Genomic DNA, 16,329 nt, shown 5'->3' with positions numbered 1-16,329 from the left:
GTGCAGCGCGAGACATCGAAGGTCTTGACGCCGTACCCGAGAAACGTACACTGCGAGTGTAAATTACACCCGCCACGGCAGAGGGATGGGTGAATGGAGCTCGGCCTCGCACTGCACCACATCGGCGTACGCTTCGGCGGCCTCACCGCCCTCGACGACGTCTCGCTGGGGGTGGCACCCAACCGGGTGGTGGGCGTGATCGGGCCCAACGGCGCCGGCAAGACCACGGTGTTCAACGTGATCTGCGGCTTCGTCTCGCCGGGAACGGGTTCGCTCACCCTCGACGGCACGCCGCTGCGGCCACGGCCGCACCGCCTGACGCGCCTCGGCATCGCCCGGACCCTGCAGGGGACCGGGCTCTTCGCCGGGCTCTCCGTGCTGGAGAACGTGATGACCGGCGCCTCGCACACCGCACGGGCCGGCTTCGTCCCGGCGCTGCTCGGCCTGCCCGGCAGTGATCGCGACGAGCGGCGGCTGCGCCAGCACGCGTTGGGCATCCTGGACGACCTGGGCATCGCCGGGCATGCCGACGCCGCGCCGACCACGCTGCCCTTCGCCGTACGCCAAAGGGTCGCCCTGGCCCGCGCGCTGGCCGCCCGGCCCCGGCTGCTCCTGCTGGACGAGCCGGCCGGCGGCCTCGGCGGCGACGACGTAGCCGAGCTGGCAGAGCTGATCCGGCAGCTGCCCCGACGCGACGACGACCCCTGCGCGGTGCTTCTGGTGGAGCACCACATGGATCTGGTGATGGCGGTCTGCGACGAGATCGTGGTCCTCGACTTCGGCCGGGTCATCGCCGCCGGCACACCGGACGAGATCCGCGACGACCCGGCGGTCACCGACGCCTATCTCGGGGCCGCCGTCGGCGAGGATGTCTCATGAGTGCGCAGGACCTGCTCGTGGTGCGTGGACTGGTCGCCGGTTACGGTGCCGCGCCCGTGCTGCAGGCCATCGACCTCACCGTTGCGGCCGGCACCATCGCCGCGGTCGTCGGCGCGAACGGCGCCGGCAAGACCACCCTGCTGCGCGCGCTGTCCGGCATGATCCGCCCGGTGGCCGGGCAGGTGCTCCTGGACGGGGACGACCTGCGCGGCACCCCGGTGGAGCAACTCGTCCGGCGCGGCATGGCGCACGTGCCGGAGGGGCGGGGCGTGATCAACGAGCTCACCGTCGACGAGAACCTGCGGCTCGGCGGGCTGTGGCGGCGTGACCGGGCCGACGCCAGGCGTGCTCTCGACGAGGTCTACGAGCTCTTCGAGCCGCTGGCGCGGCGCCGCCGGCACCTCGGTCACCAGCTCTCCGGCGGGGAGCGGCAGATGCTCGCCCTCGGCCGGGCGTTGGTCGGCCGACCCCGACTGCTGCTGCTCGACGAGCCGTCGCTCGGGCTGGCGCCGCGGGTGGTTGCACGGACCATGGCCCTGCTCCGGCACCTGCGTGACCGAACCGGCCTGACCGTGCTGCTGGTCGAGCAGAACGTCCGGGGCGCACTCGCCGTCGCCGACCAGGGCGTGGTGATGGCCCTCGGCCGGGTGGTGATCGCCGCCCCGGCCGCCACGCTCCGCGACGACGTCGACCTGCGGCACGCGTACCTCGGTTTCTGACCACCACCTCGTCTGCAGAAGGGAGGACCGAGTGGACCGGTTCCTCTTTCTCACCGCCGACGGCCTGTCCCGGGGTGCCGTGTACGCCGCCTTCGCGCTCGCCCTGGTGCTCATCTGGCGGGCGGCGCGGGTCGTCAACTTCGCCCAGGGGGCGATGGCCGTCGCCGCCGCGTACGTCGCCTACACCGTGTCCGCGGCGACCGGCTCGTACTGGCTGGGCTTCGTGGTGGCGATCGGCACCGGGCTGCTGCTCGGTGCGGTGGTGGACCGTGCCGTGATGAGTTTCGTCGACCACACCTCGCCGCTCAACCCGGTGATCGTGGCGCTCGGGCTGGTGCTGCTGATCCAGGCCGTCCTGGGCATGGTGTACGGCAGCGAGTTCCGACCCGCCGAGGCGCCCTTCAGCCGGTCCGCCCTCACGGTGGGCGGGGTCGCGGTGCTCTCACCGTACGACCTGTTCGTCTTCGCGACGATCGGGGTGGTGGTCAGCGGGCTGGCCTGGATCTTCGCCCGGACCCCGGTCGGGTTGCGGATGCGGGCGGCGGCCTTCGCGCCCGAGGTGTCCCGGCTGCTCGGGGTCAACGTCGGCGGCATGCTGACCCTGGGCTGGGCGCTCGCCTCGGGCGTGGGCGCGCTGGCAGCCATGCTGGTCATCCCCACCGAGCTCGGATTGCATCCGCACGCGATGGACCTGGTCTTCGTCTCGGCGTTCACCGCGGCGGTGGTCGGCGGGTTGGACAGCCCACCCGGGGCGGTGGTCGGAGGGCTGGTGGTGGGTCTGCTGCTCTCCTACGTCAGTGGTTACGCCGGCAGCGACCTCACCCCGCTGGCGGTGCTGGTGCTACTGCTGGCGGTGCTGCTGGTCCGGCCCGGCGGGCTGTTCGCCCCGGTCGCGGCGAGGCGGGTGTGAGCGCCACCGGGGCGGTCCTGCCGCCCAGGCAGCAGCTGGCCGGCGCCGGTGACCGTCCGACCGGACGGCGGAGCGGTTCGACGCTGCTGCGGCACCTCGCCGTCGCGCTGGCCGCCGGGTTGCTGCTGGTCGGGGTCAGCTACGCCGTCGAGCCGTTCCGCAACTTCCAGCTCGCGACCGTGGCGGCGTACCTCTGCGCCACCGCCGGACTGACCGTCCTCACCGGTCTCAACGGGCAGCTCTCGCTCGGGCACGGCGCGTTGATGGCGACCGGGGCGTACACGGTGGCCTTCTGTCAGAACGCGTTCGCCGACCGGGGGATGACCGGCGGCTGGCTGCTGCCGCTGTCGCTGGGCGCGGCGGTGCTCAGCACGGTCGGCCTCGGCGCGGTGGTCGGTGTGGCGGCGGCGCGGCTGCGTGGCCCCTACCTGGCCGGCGTCACCCTCGCCGTGGCTGTCGTCGTGCCGGCCCTGGCCGTCACGTTCGACGGCGTCTTCAAGGGGGAGCAGGGGCTGTCGGTCGCGGTGGCGCCGCCGCCGCTGTCGCTCGGGCCGTACTTCCCCTACGAGCGGTGGCAGCTCTGGCTTGCGGGCGCGGCAACCCTGCTCGCCCTGCTGCTGCTGGCCAACCTGATCCGCAGCCGGTACGGGCGTAATTTCCGGGCGGTCCGCGACGACGAGGTGGCCGCCCGCCTGGCCGGCATCCACGTGGCCCGTACCCAGGTGCTCGCGTTCGTGGTCAGCGCCGCGACGGCCGGGCTCGGCGGTGCCCTGCTCGCGGTGCTGGCGCAGAGCGTCTCGCCGGGGGCGTTCTCGCTCACCCTGTCGCTCTACCTGTTGATGGCCGTGGTGATCGGCGGTCTCGGTCGCCTCAGCGGTGCGCTGTGGGGGGCCGTCCTGCTGGTCGCCCTGCCCGATCTCACCCACTCCGCGACCGAGTTGCTGACCCTGTCGCCCGCCGTGGCGCAGCGGCTGGAGGGCAACCTCCCGCTGGCGATCTTCGGTAGCACGCTGATCGTCGTCATGATCGCCGCACCCGGCGGCGTGCAGGGTCTGCTGTCGCGGCTCGGTCGGGCGCTGCTGGCCCGGTGGCCGGCACGTCGATCCTGAGCTGTCCCTGTCCGGCCTCGGCCGGGCGCGCCACCACCACGGAAGTTGGAGAAAGAACCGGACCGAGAAAGGTCGGTGTTTCCGATGCACCGTACGGCACGACGCGGTCTCGCGATCGCCAGCACCATAGCCCTGCTGATCAGCGCCGCCGGTTGCAGCGGCGACGACGGTTCTCCTACCGGCGGGGGATCGGTGCCGGGCGTGACCGACACCGAGATCGTCGTCGGCACCCACATGCCGCTCACCGGGCCGGCCTCCGCCGGCTACTCCAAGATCGCCCCGGCGACGAAGGCGTACTTCGACTTCGTCAACGCCAACGGTGGCGTACACGGACGCAAGATCACCTACAAGATCATGGACGACGGCTACAACCCGGCGAACACCCAGCAGGTGGTGCGCCAACTCGTCCTGCAGGACAGGGTCTTCGCCATCCTCAACGGCCTCGGTACGCCGACGCACACCGGCGTGCTCGACTTCCTCAAGACCAACCGGGTGCCCGACCTCTTCGTCGCCTCCGGCAGCCGCAACTGGGACCAGCCCGACAAGTATCCCGGCACGTTCGGTTTCAACCCGGACTACACGGTCGAGGGCAAGATCCTGGCCAGCTACGCGAAGTCGAGCCTGGCCGGTCAGAAGGTCTGCTTCCTCGGCCAGGACGACGACTTCGGCCGGGACAGCCTGGCCGGCGTCGAGAAGGTGCTCGGCGCAACGGCCGTGGCGGTCAAGCAGACGTACGTCACCAGCAACACCAACGTGGCGCCGCAGATCGGCGCGTTCAAGGCCGCCGGCTGCCAGGTGGTCGTGCTCGCCACCGTGCCCGGCTTCACGGCGCTGTCCATCGGCACCGCCGCGCGGCTGGGCTTCAAGCCACAGTGGCTGGTCTCCAACGTCGGCGCCGACCATCCCACCCTGTCCAAGCAGCTCGGTGCCGCCGCCCCCCTGCTGGAGGGCGTGGTCGGCACCAACTACCTGCCGATGCAGAACGACACCTCGAACCCGTGGATCCAGCTCTTCATGAAGGTCAACAAGTCGCACAACGGGGACGCGCCGTTCGATGGCAACATCGTCTACGGCATGTCGGTCGGGTACCTGTTCGTGCAGGTGCTGTTGGGCGCCGGTAGGGATCTCACCCGGGAGAAGGTGCTCCAGACGGTGCAGAAGGGCGGCTTCCAGGGCCCCGGGCTGGTTCCGCTGCGCTTCTCCGCCACCGACCACTCCGGCTACGGCGGGCAGCGGTTGAGTCGGGTCAGCGGGGGAGTGCAGAGCTACTTCGGGCCGACGTACGAGACCGACGAGGCGGACGGGCCGGTCAACGAGTACGCGGCCACCCCGGTGGCGCCGCCGGCGAACGGGGTGCCGACCGTCTCCTAGTATCTGCACTGTGAATGCCTACTCGGATCGGGCTGTCAGGGGGCGGATGGACGGGGTCACGGTCCCGGGCCGGGTCGACGGGCGGACCGCCCGAGCCGAGCGCACCCGCGCGGCAATCGTCGAGGCCCACCTCGCGCTCATCTCCGAGGGCGACCTCCGGCCGACCGGGGACCGCATCGCGGAGCGGGCCGGCATCTCGTTGCGCACGCTCTGGACCAACTTCAAGGACATGGAGACCCTCTTCGAGGCCAGCGGCGCGGAGGTGCTTCGCCAGCAGGACGCCGTCCACCGGCCGATCTCGACCGGGCTGCCGCTGGCGAAGCGCGTCGACGCGTACTGCCGGCAGCGGGCCCGGCTACTCCAGCTCATCGCGCCGTCGGCGCGGGCCGCGCAGATGCGCGAGCCGGTCTCCGACCAGTTGCACCGCAACCGGCTCACGCACATCGCCCGGGTGCGCGACGAGGTCGAGGAGCTCTTCGCCGCCGAGTTGGCGCAGGCCGGGTGGGGGCGCGAGCAGTTGGTCAACGCGCTGGTGGCGGCCAGCATGTGGCCGGCCTGGTCGATGCTGCGCGACGGGTTGGGGCTGGGCGTCGACCAGGCCCGCGCGGTGATGGCCCGGACGGTGGGCGCGCTGCTGGCCGAGGTGCCGGTCGACTGAGGCCGGTTTGCTGCATCAACAGTGCAGCTAGTCGTGCCCCCGGTACGTCGGGGTGACGATGGTTGCCCCCGGAGTCTTGACAATCGAGAGTGCTCGATTGAGGCTGGCATGGTCTCGCGAGCCGCGGTCACGGTCGGGTGAAGGGCAGTCCTCGACCTGGTCACCGTCATGGCGTTCGTGATGCTGGCCGCTGCCGCGCTCACCCACCCGGGGATCCATCGGTCGAGCAGCCGCAGCAGCCTGTGTTCACCACCAGAGCTGGAGTCACACGATGAGAAACGCGCACTGGAGGGCGGCATCGAGAGCCGCGTTCGCGCTGACCGGGGTGGCTGTCCTCGCCGCCGGTACGGCGATGCTCCTGGCAACTCCCGCCGCCGCCGGCAGCACACTCGGCGCGTCCGCGGCCGAGCGGGGTCGGTATGTCGGCACGGCGGTGGCCGCGAACAAGCTCGCCGACAGCGACTACACCACGATCCTGAACCGTGAGTTCACCTCGGTCACGCCCGAGAACGAGATGAAGATCGACGCGACCGAGCCGCAGCAGGGTCAGTTCAGTTACGGCGCGGCGGATCGGATCGTCGACCACGCCCGCAGCAGGGGGATGAGCGTACGCGGTCACACCCTGCCTGGCACTCGCAGCAGCCGGGCTGGATGCAGAACATGGCCGGCGCCGCGCTGCGGCAGGCGATGCTCCACCACGTCACGCAGGTGGTGACCCACTTCCGGGGTCAGGTCGTGGCGTGGGACGTGGTGAACGAGGCGTTCGCCGACGGAGGCGCCGGCGCGCGGCGCGACTCCAATCTCCAACGCACCGGCAACGACTGGATCGAGGCGGCGTTCCGGGCCGCCCGTGCCGCCGATCCCGGCGCGAAGCTCTGCTACAACGACTACAACACCGACGACTGGTCGCACGCCAAGACCCAGGCCGTGTACGCGCTGGTGCGGGACTTCAGGCAGCGCGGCGTGCCCATCGACTGCGTCGGTTTCCAGTCGCATTTCAACAGCGGTTCGCCCTACCCGGGCAACTACCGCACCACCCTGTCCAGCTTCGCGGCGCTCGGCGTCGACGTGCAGATCACGGAGCTGGACATCGAGGGGGCGTCGGCGACCACGTACCGCAGCGTGGTCCAGGACTGCCTCGCCGTGCCCCGCTGCAACGGCCTCACCGTCTGGGGCATCCGGGACAGCGACTCGTGGCGCGCCCCGCAGAACCCGTTGCTGTTCACCGGTGGCGGTGCCAGGAAGCCGGCGTACGACGCGGTGCTCGCCGCGCTCAACAACGGAACGACCCCACCGCCCGCGACCACACCACCGCCTTCCACGACTCCGCCTTCCACGACTCCGCCTCCCGGGTCCGGTGGTTGCGCCGCCACCGTGTCGGTGAACCAGTGGACGGGCGGCTTCGTGGCGACGGTGCGGGTGACGGCCGGATCGTCGGCCCTCACCGCCTGGGCGGTGACGATCACGTTGCCGGTGGGCGCGACGGTCACCAACGCCTGGAACGCCAACCGCAGCGGTGACACCGGCGCCACACGCTGGACGAACGTGGCCCACAACGGTCGGGTCGGCGCGGGCCAGTCCACCGAGTTCGGCTTCCAGGCCACCGGCAGCGCCACCGGCCTCAGCCCGACCTGTACGGCGGGCTGAGCTAACCGTCGATGCGAGTGATGTTGCGGATCTTGTTGGAGGCGTCCAGGGCGGCCACCTTGTACGCCTCCGCCAACGTCGGGTAGTTGAACACCGCGTCGACCAGGTAGTCGATCGTGCCACCGCAGCCGATCACCGCCTGGCCGATGTGGACGATCTCGGTGGCCGCGGTGCCGAACACGTGCACGCCGAGCAGCCGACCGTCGTCGGGGGAGACGAGCAGCTTCAACATGCCGTACGAGTCACCCACGATCTGACCGCGGGCCAGCTCGCGGTAGCGGGCGATGCCCACCTCGAACGGCGTCGAGGTGTCGGTGAGTTGGGCCTCGGTCTGCCCGACGAAGCTGATCTCCGGGATCGTGTAGATGCCGATCGGCTGCAGGCCGTGCATCTCCCGGATCGGTTCGCCGCAGGCGTGCTGCGCGGCCAGCCGGCCCTGCTCCATCGACGTGGACGCGAGCGCCGGGAAGCCGATCACGTCACCGACGGCATAGATGTTGTCCACCGGGGTGCGGTAGTTGGCGTCGACGGCGATCCGGCCGCGCCGGTCCGCCTCCAGCCCGGCCGCCTCCAGGGCCAGGTCGTCGGTCTGACCCTGCCGGCCGGCCGAGTACATGACGGTGTCGGCGACGATCTTCTTGCCGCTCCGCAGGATGCACAGCGCCGCCGTCTGGTGTTTCTCGACGGCGGCGACCTCCTCGCCGAAGCGGAACGCCACGGACAGGTCACGCAGGTGGTACTTGAGCGACTCGACGACCTCGTCGTCGCAGAAATCGAGCATCCGGTCGCGGCGCTCCACCACCGTCACCTTGGTGCCGAGCGCGGCGAACATCGACGCGTACTCCATGCCGATCACGCCGGCGCCGACCACCACCATGCTGCGGGGTACGGCCTGGAGGTTGATGACGCCGTCGGAGTCCACGATGGTGCGGTCGTCGAAGTCGACGCTGTCCGGGCGGGCCGGGCGGGTGCCGGCGGCGATGACCATCTTGTCGAACGTCACCCTGGACTCCCGCCCGGAGCCGCTGTCCACCCAGATCGTGTGCGCGTCGGCGAACCGGCCGGTGCCGGTGATCATCGCGACCCGGTTGCGGGCCAGTTGGTTGCGGATGACGTCGGTCTGCCGCGTGATCACATGCTGGGTTCGGGCGGCCAGGTCGCTGACCGTGATCTCGTCCTTGACCCGGTAGCTGCTGCCGTAGAGGTCCCGCTGACTCAGCCCGGTCAGATAGAGCACGGCCTCGCGCAGAGTCTTGGAGGGGACGGTGCCGGTGTTGATGCACACCCCACCGATCATGTCGCGGCGGTCCACGATGCCGACCCGCCTGCCGAGCTTGGCGGCGGCGATCGCGGCCTTCTGACCGCTGGGTCCAGAACCCAGCACCAACAGGTCGTAGTCATACACGTTCGTCAGCCTCGCGGAATGTCGCGACGTGCGCCAGACCTGGAGGGCCGCGACCTAGCCGAGTAGGCGGCGTTCCCAGGCCCAGGCGGCGATCTCGACGCGGTTGCGGGCACTCAGCTTCATCTGCACGCTGGCCAGGTGGGTCTTGACCGTGCCGACAGCGATGAAGAGCCGGGCCGCGATCTCGGCATTGGTGAGGCCCCGGGCGACGAGCCGCACGACGTCGAGTTCCCGCGGCGACAGCCCGGCGTCGTCCCGCGCCGCCACGGGCGAGCTGAGGTGTTCCAACAGCCGTACCGTGATGGACGGGCTGATCAGCGCGTCGCCGGAGACGGCCGCGCGGACCGCCTCGACCAGTAACGCCGGGCCGGAGTCCTTGAGCAGGAAACCGCAGGCGCCGTTGGAGAGCGCGGTGTGCACGTACTCGTCGAGATCGAAGGTGGTCACCACGACCACCCGGAACGGATCGGCGACGCCCGGCCCGGCGAGCAGCCGCAGCGCCTCGAGGCCGTCGAGGCGGGGCATCCGGATGTCCAGCAGCAGCACGTCCGGACGCAGCCGACGGGCCAGTTCGACGGCCACCACCCCGTCGGCGGCCTCGCCGACCACCTCCATGTCCGCCTGCGCCCCGATGATCATGCCGAAGCCGGTCCGGACCATCGCCTGGTCGTCGGCGATCAGAACCCGGATCATCGCCCGACCACCACGCGCAGCGGAAGTGCCGCGTCGAGCACCCAGCCGCCGGCGACGCCAGGCCCGGCGGTGATCGTGCCGCCGAGGGCGCGTACCCGCTCGGTGAGGCCGATCAGACCGAAGCCGTGCCCCCGGCCCGGCGCGGTGCGCCCGGACGCGCCGTCGTCGGCCACCCGGACCAGCAACCAGTCCGGCGTACGCCGCACGGCCACGTTCACCGACCGGGCATCCGGCGCGTGCTGGCGGGTGTTGGTCAGGCCCTCCATCACCACCCGGTACGCCGACGTCGAGACCTCCACCGGCAGCCCGTCCAGGTCGCCGTCGACGTCCAGTCGTGCCGGCGCGCGCGCCGTGCCGTTGAACCCCGTCAGCAGCGGCTCCAGCTCGGTCACACCGGCCAGCGGGGCCAGCGGCGCGTCCGGCGGGGCATCCGGGTTCCGCAGGATCCCCACCATCCGTCGCATCGAGGCCATCGTCTCCGCGCCGGCCCGCTCGATCTGCTCCAGGGCGACGATCACCCGACGCGGGTCCTGCTCGGCGACGAACCGGGCGCCCTGCGCCTGCACCACGATGCCGGTCACGTGGTGGGCGATGAAGTCGTGCAGGTCACGGGCGAACTCGGCGCGCTGCTCGGCCCGGACCAGCGCGATCGCCCGCTCCCGACCAGCGGCCATGATCCGCAGGTAGAGCCCCACCCCGGCGGCGCCGGCCGCGGCGAGCACCTGGAGAAGGCCGAAGATCACGAGCAGGCTGTCGGTGCCGGCACGCAGCGGCATCGTGGCGACCGCGAGCCCGGCGGCCACCGCCGCCCACGGGGCGAGCCGGGGCGCTCCCCAGCGGGTGACCACGAAGACCACCCCGATCAGCCCGGCCGACTCGGCGAGCCCCCAGCTGCCCCCGACCCAGTAGTCGTCGATGCCGAGGACCAGGAACGCCACGGTCACGACCAGTGAGGCGGACGCGAGCACCAACGCGGCCAGCGGCAGCAGGCGCGACCCGAGCCGGTGCACCGGCAGCCAGAGCGGCACCGTCGCCACCGCCAACCCCATCCGCACCAGCAGGAGCAGGAGAGCCGCCATGCTCTCGGGTGCGCCGAACCGCAGATCGAAGAGGGCGAGCAGGCCAATGGCCACCAGCCCGGCGGCCTGGGCCAGGCGTACCCACCAACGTCGAAGATCCGGCGCGCTCATGATGACCCAGCGTAGCCAGGCGGGCGGAGGTGGCAGATCGGCCGAAAGGCAGACCCCTCACCGTCGAGACCCGACGCGGGGCGGATGTGCCCACCCGCTGCGGGCGGCGAGGCTTCCCGGGCCACATCGCAGCGAACTGGAGGAACGATGACAACCCACGCCCCGCCGGGAACCAGCCACGCCGCGGTCGCCGCGGTCGATCTGGAGAAGGTGTACGGCAGCGGGGACACCGCCGTCCGCGCCCTGGACGGGGTCTCGGTCAGCTTCGGCCGGGCCGAGTTCACCGCGATCATGGGCGCATCCGGGTCCGGCAAGTCGACCCTGATGCACTGCCTCGCCGGCCTGGACACGGCCACCTCGGGCCGGGTGATCCTCGGGGGGACCGAGCTCACCGGGCGGTCCGACCGGACGCTGACCCGCGTACGCCGGGACCGGGTCGGGTTCGTCTTCCAGTCGTTCAACCTGCTACCGCAGCTCACCGCCGCGCAGAACATCACCCTGCCACTGGATCTCGCCGGCCGGCAGCCCGACACCGACCTGCTCGCGCACCTGGTCGACGTGCTGGGTCTCGGCCAGCGACTCGGTCACCGGCCCGGCGAGCTCTCCGGTGGCCAGCAGCAGCGGGTGGCGCTGGCCCGGGCGCTGGTGTCGCGTCCCGAGGTGGTCTTCGCCGACGAGCCGACCGGCAACCTCGACTCCCGCTCCGGTGCGGAGGTGCTCACCATCCTGCGCGACTCGGTACGCGACCTCGGCCAGACGGTGGTCATGGTCACCCACGACCCGATCGCCGCCGCGTACGCCGACCGGGTGGTGCTGCTCGCCGACGGCCGGGTCGCCGGCGAGATCGACGAGCCGAACCAGGTGTCGATCACCGAAGCGCTGCGCGAACTGGCGGCCGGCGCATGAGGGCGACAGTGCTGCGTACCCAGGTGAGCGCGGCGGCGCGACGCCCCGGCCGGCTGATCCTGACCGGCCTGGCCATCCTGGTCGCGTCGTTCGTCGTCTTCGGCACCGTCCTGGCGCGGGAGATCACCGTACGGACCGCGGTGGACAACCTCAGCGGCACCCCCGCGGCAACCGACCTGGTGATCGGCGATCAGCAACGGCCACCGCCCGGCGGAGCGGCGTTGCCCCGCGTCCGCGCGGTGCCGGGCGTCGCCGAGGCGGTCGGCCGGCTGACCGTCGGGGTGTCCCTCGGCGAGGGGTACCTGAACCTCCGGGCCGACCCGGGAACCGGCCCGCTGGCCACCGTCCGGCTGCGTGCCGGCAGCTATCCCGACGGCCCCGGCGAGATCGCGGTCACCCCGCGCACCGCCGAGCGGCTGGGTCTTCGGATCGGCACCGTGACCAGCGGGAAGGGCGGTGGGCTGACCACACCCGCCCGGCTCACCGTCACGGGCCTGGTCGACACCCCGACGGACGGAGGCATCGACGCGTACGCCCCGGACAGCGTCGTGACCGCGTGGGGCGGTTCGGCCGGGTTGGAGTGGATCGACGTCCGGGTGGCCCCCGGCGCGTCGGCGGAGAAGGTGCGGGAGCGGGTGGCCGCGACTCTGCCGGCCGACGTGGCGATCCGTACCGGCGAGGAGGTCCGCCGGGCCGAGGCCGACGCGCAAGCCGAGCAGGTCGGGCGATTGTTCGCCCTGGTCGGCATGTTCGTCGCGGTCGCGGTCATCGCCGCGGCGTTGGTGGTCACCTCGACCTTCCGCATCGTCTTCGCCCAGCGGATGCGGCAGCTGGCACTGCTTCGGGCGGTCGGCGCGAGCCGGGGCGCGCTGACGGGCGCGCTGATCGCCGAGGGCGCCCTGACCGGGCTGGTCGCCGGCGTCGTCGGGGTCGCCGCCGCCCTCACGGCCGGATACGCCCTCCCGGCGATCCTGCGTGCCACCGGAACGGCGGTCTCGTCGCCGGGTCTGCCACTGGCGGCGGCGGTCGCGGTGGTGCTCGGTGCCGTCGTCCTCACCGTGCTGGCGGTTCTGGCGCCGGCCTTCTCCGCCGCCGGGGTCTCTCCGCTGGAGGCGCTGCGGGCGGCGAGCGTTCTCGCCGCCCGGCGCGGCATCGGGATGCCACGTCTGGTGTCCGGGCTGCTCCTGGGCGTCGGCGCGACACTGGCGGGCGGCGCCACGTTCAGCCGGCTGCCGACGCCACAACAGGAGGTCTACGACCCGGTGCCCGGGTTGCTCCTGCTGGTCGGGTCCGGCGCGCTGGCGTTCTGCGCGCTGGTGGCCCTCGGACCGCTGCTGGTGCGCCCGGTCCTGTCCATTGTGGGCTGGCCGCTGCGCCAGTTCGGGCCGCTCGGGCGGCTGGCGGTCGGGGGAGTCGGAGGAACGCCGCGTCGCGCCGCCGCCATCTCCGTCGTGGTCGCGCTCGGCGTGACCCTGATCTCCGGGGTGGTGATCGGCGGCGCGTCGATGCGGATCCTCGCCGACCGCGAGATGGCCCTGTCCGCCCCGGCCGACTTCGAGGTCACCGCCGGCAACGGTGCAGCGCTGCCGGCCGCCGTCGTGACGCGGGCCGAGGCCGCCCGCGGGGCGCTGACCCGCGTGGTGCCGTACCGCCGGGTCGACGACGTCACGCTGCTACGCGGCGGCGACCGGCTGGGCAGCGCCGAGTCCGGTTACCCTGCGCTCGACCTCGACCTGCGGGCGTTGCCGACCACCGAGGACCTGGACGTGGCGCAGGGCACGCTGGCCGACCGTGGCCCCGGCCGCATCGTGCTCGGCAGCTGGGTCGCCCGCGACGCCGGTCTGCGGGCCGGCGACGCCGTCACCATCGGCCTGGCCGGAAAGACCGTCGGCGTACGGGTGGCCGCTGTCCTGCCCGACCACGCTCCGCTGTACGCGGGCATCCTCACCGACCGCGCCGACCTCGACCGGCTCGGTGCGCCGGCGACGTACAGCGGTCTGCTGGCCAATGCGGCCGGCCCCGGTGAGGGTGGCCGCACCGCCGGCGTGCAGGCGCTGCGGCAGGCGATCGGCGGCAGTGACGGTGTGGGCCTCACGGTGCTCGCCGACGAGCGGGACCGCAACGGCGCGGTGTTGGACAGCCTGCTCCTGATCGCCGTCGGCCTGGTCGGCCTGACCGTGCTGATCGCGGTGGTCGGGGTGGGGTCCACGACCGCGCTGTCGGTGGTGGAGCGGGTACGCGAGTCCGGGCTGCTCCGGGCGGTCGGCCTGTCCCGACCCGGACTGCGCGGCATGCTCACCGTCGAGGCGGGCCTCTACGGGGTGATCGGTGCGACGATCGGCCTGCTGCTCGGCGTTCCGTACGCCTGGTTGGCGGTTCAGGTCCTCGGGCTCAACGCGCCGCTGACCCTTCCGGTGCTGCCGCTGGCGGGGCTCTTCGCGGCGCTGGTCGTGCTGACCGCGCTGGCGGGGGTGCTGCCGGCCCGGCGGGCGTCCCGGGTCAGCCCGGTGCAGGCGTTGGGGATCGAGGGCTGAGCCTACGGGCCGAGGTCGGAACGCGCCGCCGCCGTCGTTAAACCGACGGCGAATCGTCGGTGCCTCCGGTTAGTCTTCCTCCGCGCGTTTCCCCTCGGCGCGTCGCGCCCGCGCCTGGTCGGCGCGGCACCGCCACCACCGCTCACCAAACGCCGGCTCAACCGACCTCAGGAGAGTTTGTGACCCAGCAATCTGTCGCGACATCGGACAAGCTCGACGCCGCGGTGCTCAAGGTGGCGGGCGTCGTCGTTCTCGGCGCGATCATGTCGATCCTCGACGTGACGGTGGTCAGCGTGGCGCTGCCCAGGTTCCAGATCGAGTTCGACGCGTCGTACGCCCGGGTGGCGTGGACGATGACCGCCTACACCCTCGCGTTGGCCACGGTGATCCCGCTCAGCGGGTGGGCGGCTGACCGGTTCGGCACCAAACGCCTCTACATGGTGGCGCTGGCCCTGTTCACGATCGGGTCCGGGCTCTGTGCCACCGCCGACTCGATCGGTGAGCTGATCGGTTACCGCGTCCTGCAGGGCCTCGGCGGCGGCATGCTCATGCCGCTGGGTATGACCATCATGACCCGGGCGGCCGGTCCGCACCGGATCGGCCGCCTGATGGCGGTCCTCGGCATCCCGATGCTGCTCGGGCCGATCGGTGGCCCGATCCTCGGCGGCTGGCTGATCGACACCGCGAGCTGGCACTGGATCTTCCTGATCAACCTGCCGATCGGTGTCGTCGCCCTGGTCTACGCACAACTGGCGTTGCCGAAGGACGCGCCCGAGCCGTCGGAGTCGTTCGACTTCCTCGGCATGCTGATGCTGTCACCGGGGCTCGCCCTCTTCCTCTACGGCGTCTCCTCGCTGCCGGAGGCGGGCACCTTCACCGAGGCGAAGGTGTGGGCTCCCATGCTGGTGGGCGCCGCGCTGGTGGTGGCGTTCGTGCTCTACTCCTTCAAGCCCCGCCATCCGCTGCTCGACCTGCGGCTGTTCGCCAACCGCAACCTGGCCATCGCCTCGGCGACGCTCTTCGTCTTCATCATCGCGTTCATGGGCGCCGGCCTGCTGTTCCCGAGTTACTTCCTCCAGGTGCGCGGCGAGACGACGCTGGCGGCCGGTCTGTTGATGGCGCCGCAGGGCATCGGCGCGATGATCACCATGCCGATCGCCGGCACGCTTGCCGACCGGGTGCCCATCGGTCGTACCGTTCCGTTCGCGCTGGCGCTCATCGTCGCCGGGTTCTTCAGCTTCACCCAGGTCGACCCGCAGACCTCGTACTGGCTGCTGGGGGGCTCGCTGTTCGTGATGGGCCTGGGCATGGGCGGCACGATGATGCCGATCATGACGTCGGCGCTGCGGACGTTGCAGGCCAGCGACGTCGCTCGCGGCTCGACGCTGGTCAACATCCTGCAGCAGATCGGCGGGTCGATCGGCGCCGCGGTGATGTCGGTGATCCTCACCAACGAGCTGAACGGCTCCCGTCCGGTTCCGGGCCTGGTGGGTCCGAACGGCGAACCGGCCACCGAGGCCGGGCTGGCCATCGCCGCCCAGCAGAACCCACAACTCGCCCAGCAGGTCGAGCCGTCGCTCATCGAACGGGGGCTCGCCTTCGCCGCGTCCTCGTTCGGCACCACGTTCTGGGTGGCGTTCGCCCTGGTGCTGGCCACGTTCATTCCGGCCGCCCTGCTGCCGCGCCGACGTCAGCCGGCGCAGTCGGGCGACGACCGACCGGCCGAGCTGGCCACGGCAGCCGCCGTCGTGCACTGAGCGGCGCGTCCGCCGCGCTCAGCGCCCGTCGTGGTGCTGAGCGCGGCGGTCCGTCGACCGGCGGGGCGTCAGCGCAGCGGACCGTCCCCGGGCCCGTCGGGGTCGTCGATCACGTGGACCGCGGCCTCCTCCGCACTGGCGGCGCCGGCGTCGATCCCGGCGTCCCACGCCACGGCTTCGGCGTCCTCGTCCTCGCCGACGCCCTCGTCGTAGGCGACCAGGCGGCCCGCGCGCGCCTCGCGCTCGTACCCCCGCCGGGTCAGCTCGTCCTCGTCGTCGCCGCCCTCGGCGTACGGGTCGACGTCCGGTTCCTCCTGAGCGAGGTACTGATCCAGCGACTCGCCCGCGCGCTCCTCGGCGGGAGTGGTGCCGAACCGGTTGGCGCCCGTCCAGTGATCCTCGGCGATGATCCCGGTGTCCAGAGGGTCACCGACGCGGTCGTCGTCCAGGGTGTCCGAGGCGTCCAGGACCCCGTCGTCCTCCGCCACGTTCCACTCATCAACGGAATCGATCCGCTCGGTCTGGCTCACAGCGGTCTTCCCTTCGTCACG

13 protein-coding genes and 1 pseudogene are annotated in these 16,329 nt (G+C 71.9%); 10 read left to right on the top strand and 4 right to left on the bottom strand.

Annotated elements, in window-relative coordinates:
* Positions 1-93 precede the first annotated feature (93 nt).
* The 7 genes and pseudogenes from ACLJN9_RS23595 (at position 94) to ACLJN9_RS23565 (ending at position 7,293) form a co-directional block, all read left to right on the top strand.
* Positions 94-879: an ABC transporter ATP-binding protein gene (locus tag ACLJN9_RS23595; RefSeq protein ID WP_410813691.1), complete on the top strand. Its 786-nt coding sequence runs from the start codon at positions 94-96 to the stop codon at positions 877-879.
* Complete coding sequence (locus tag ACLJN9_RS23590) at positions 876-1,598, top strand: ABC transporter ATP-binding protein (protein WP_410813690.1); 723 nt, start codon at positions 876-878, stop codon at positions 1,596-1,598. The genes ACLJN9_RS23595 and ACLJN9_RS23590 overlap by 4 nt, the downstream gene beginning before the upstream one ends.
* Positions 1,599-1,629: 31 nt before the next feature.
* Positions 1,630-2,508 (top strand): branched-chain amino acid ABC transporter permease, encoded by an 879-nt coding sequence (locus ACLJN9_RS23585; protein ID WP_410813689.1) that lies wholly within the window; start codon positions 1,630-1,632, stop codon positions 2,506-2,508.
* On the top strand, positions 2,505-3,617 hold the full coding sequence (locus ACLJN9_RS23580; protein ID WP_410813688.1) for a branched-chain amino acid ABC transporter permease: 1,113 nt from the start codon (positions 2,505-2,507) through the stop codon (positions 3,615-3,617). The genes ACLJN9_RS23585 and ACLJN9_RS23580 overlap by 4 nt, the downstream gene beginning before the upstream one ends.
* Positions 3,618-3,701: 84 nt before the next feature.
* A complete protein-coding gene (locus tag ACLJN9_RS23575; protein WP_410813687.1) occupies positions 3,702-4,988 on the top strand; it encodes an ABC transporter substrate-binding protein in 1,287 nt (428 codons plus the stop codon).
* Positions 4,989-5,034: 46 nt separating this feature from the next.
* Positions 5,035-5,646: a TetR/AcrR family transcriptional regulator gene (locus tag ACLJN9_RS23570; RefSeq protein ID WP_410813686.1), complete on the top strand. Its 612-nt coding sequence runs from the start codon at positions 5,035-5,037 to the stop codon at positions 5,644-5,646.
* A 271-nt stretch (positions 5,647-5,917) separates the two neighbouring features.
* Positions 5,918-7,293: pseudogene (locus ACLJN9_RS23565) on the top strand (endo-1,4-beta-xylanase).
* Between the two features lies 1 nt (position 7,294).
* Here the strand turns inward: ACLJN9_RS23565 and sthA are convergent.
* The 3 genes from sthA to ACLJN9_RS23550 are packed head-to-tail and all read right to left on the bottom strand — an operon-like array spanning position 7,295 to position 10,581.
* Positions 7,295-8,698, bottom strand: a complete 1,404-nt coding sequence (gene sthA, locus ACLJN9_RS23560; RefSeq protein WP_410813685.1) for a Si-specific NAD(P)(+) transhydrogenase — start codon at positions 8,696-8,698, stop codon at positions 7,295-7,297.
* 54 nt (positions 8,699-8,752) lie between these two features.
* Positions 8,753-9,391 carry a response regulator gene (locus ACLJN9_RS23555; RefSeq protein WP_410813684.1) on the bottom strand — a complete coding sequence of 213 codons (639 nt, stop codon included), beginning with the start codon at positions 9,389-9,391 and terminating at the stop codon, positions 8,753-8,755.
* The gene (locus tag ACLJN9_RS23550; RefSeq protein WP_410813683.1) at positions 9,388-10,581 is read right to left on the bottom strand and encodes a sensor histidine kinase; all 1,194 of its coding nucleotides are present in this window, start codon (positions 10,579-10,581) and stop codon (positions 9,388-9,390) included. Before ACLJN9_RS23550 ends, ACLJN9_RS23555 begins: the two co-directional genes overlap by 4 nt.
* 147 nt (positions 10,582-10,728) lie before the next feature.
* Here ACLJN9_RS23550 and ACLJN9_RS23545 point away from each other — a divergent pair, with 147 nt between their 5' ends.
* From ACLJN9_RS23545 to ACLJN9_RS23535, 3 genes are all read left to right on the top strand, one after another.
* The gene (locus ACLJN9_RS23545; protein ID WP_410813682.1) at positions 10,729-11,487 is read left to right on the top strand and encodes an ABC transporter ATP-binding protein; all 759 of its coding nucleotides are present in this window, start codon (positions 10,729-10,731) and stop codon (positions 11,485-11,487) included.
* Complete coding sequence (locus ACLJN9_RS23540) at positions 11,484-14,021, top strand: FtsX-like permease family protein (RefSeq protein ID WP_410813681.1); 2,538 nt, start codon at positions 11,484-11,486, stop codon at positions 14,019-14,021. The genes ACLJN9_RS23545 and ACLJN9_RS23540 overlap by 4 nt, the downstream gene beginning before the upstream one ends.
* Positions 14,022-14,200: 179 nt before the next feature.
* The gene (locus ACLJN9_RS23535) at positions 14,201-15,778 is read left to right on the top strand and encodes a DHA2 family efflux MFS transporter permease subunit (protein ID WP_410813680.1); all 1,578 of its coding nucleotides are present in this window, start codon (positions 14,201-14,203) and stop codon (positions 15,776-15,778) included.
* Positions 15,779-15,846: 68 nt separating this feature from the next.
* Here ACLJN9_RS23535 and ACLJN9_RS23530 read toward each other — a convergent pair whose 3' ends face one another.
* Positions 15,847-16,308, bottom strand: coding sequence for a DUF5709 domain-containing protein (locus ACLJN9_RS23530; RefSeq protein WP_410813679.1), 462 nt, complete (start codon positions 16,306-16,308; stop codon positions 15,847-15,849).
* Positions 16,309-16,329 lie beyond the last annotated feature (21 nt).

The sequence above is a fragment of the Micromonospora sp. 067-2 genome, from assembly GCF_046549295.1.
Lineage (GTDB): Bacteria > Actinomycetota > Actinomycetes > Mycobacteriales > Micromonosporaceae > Micromonospora.
This window is presented reverse-complemented; position numbering and strand designations above follow the sequence as displayed.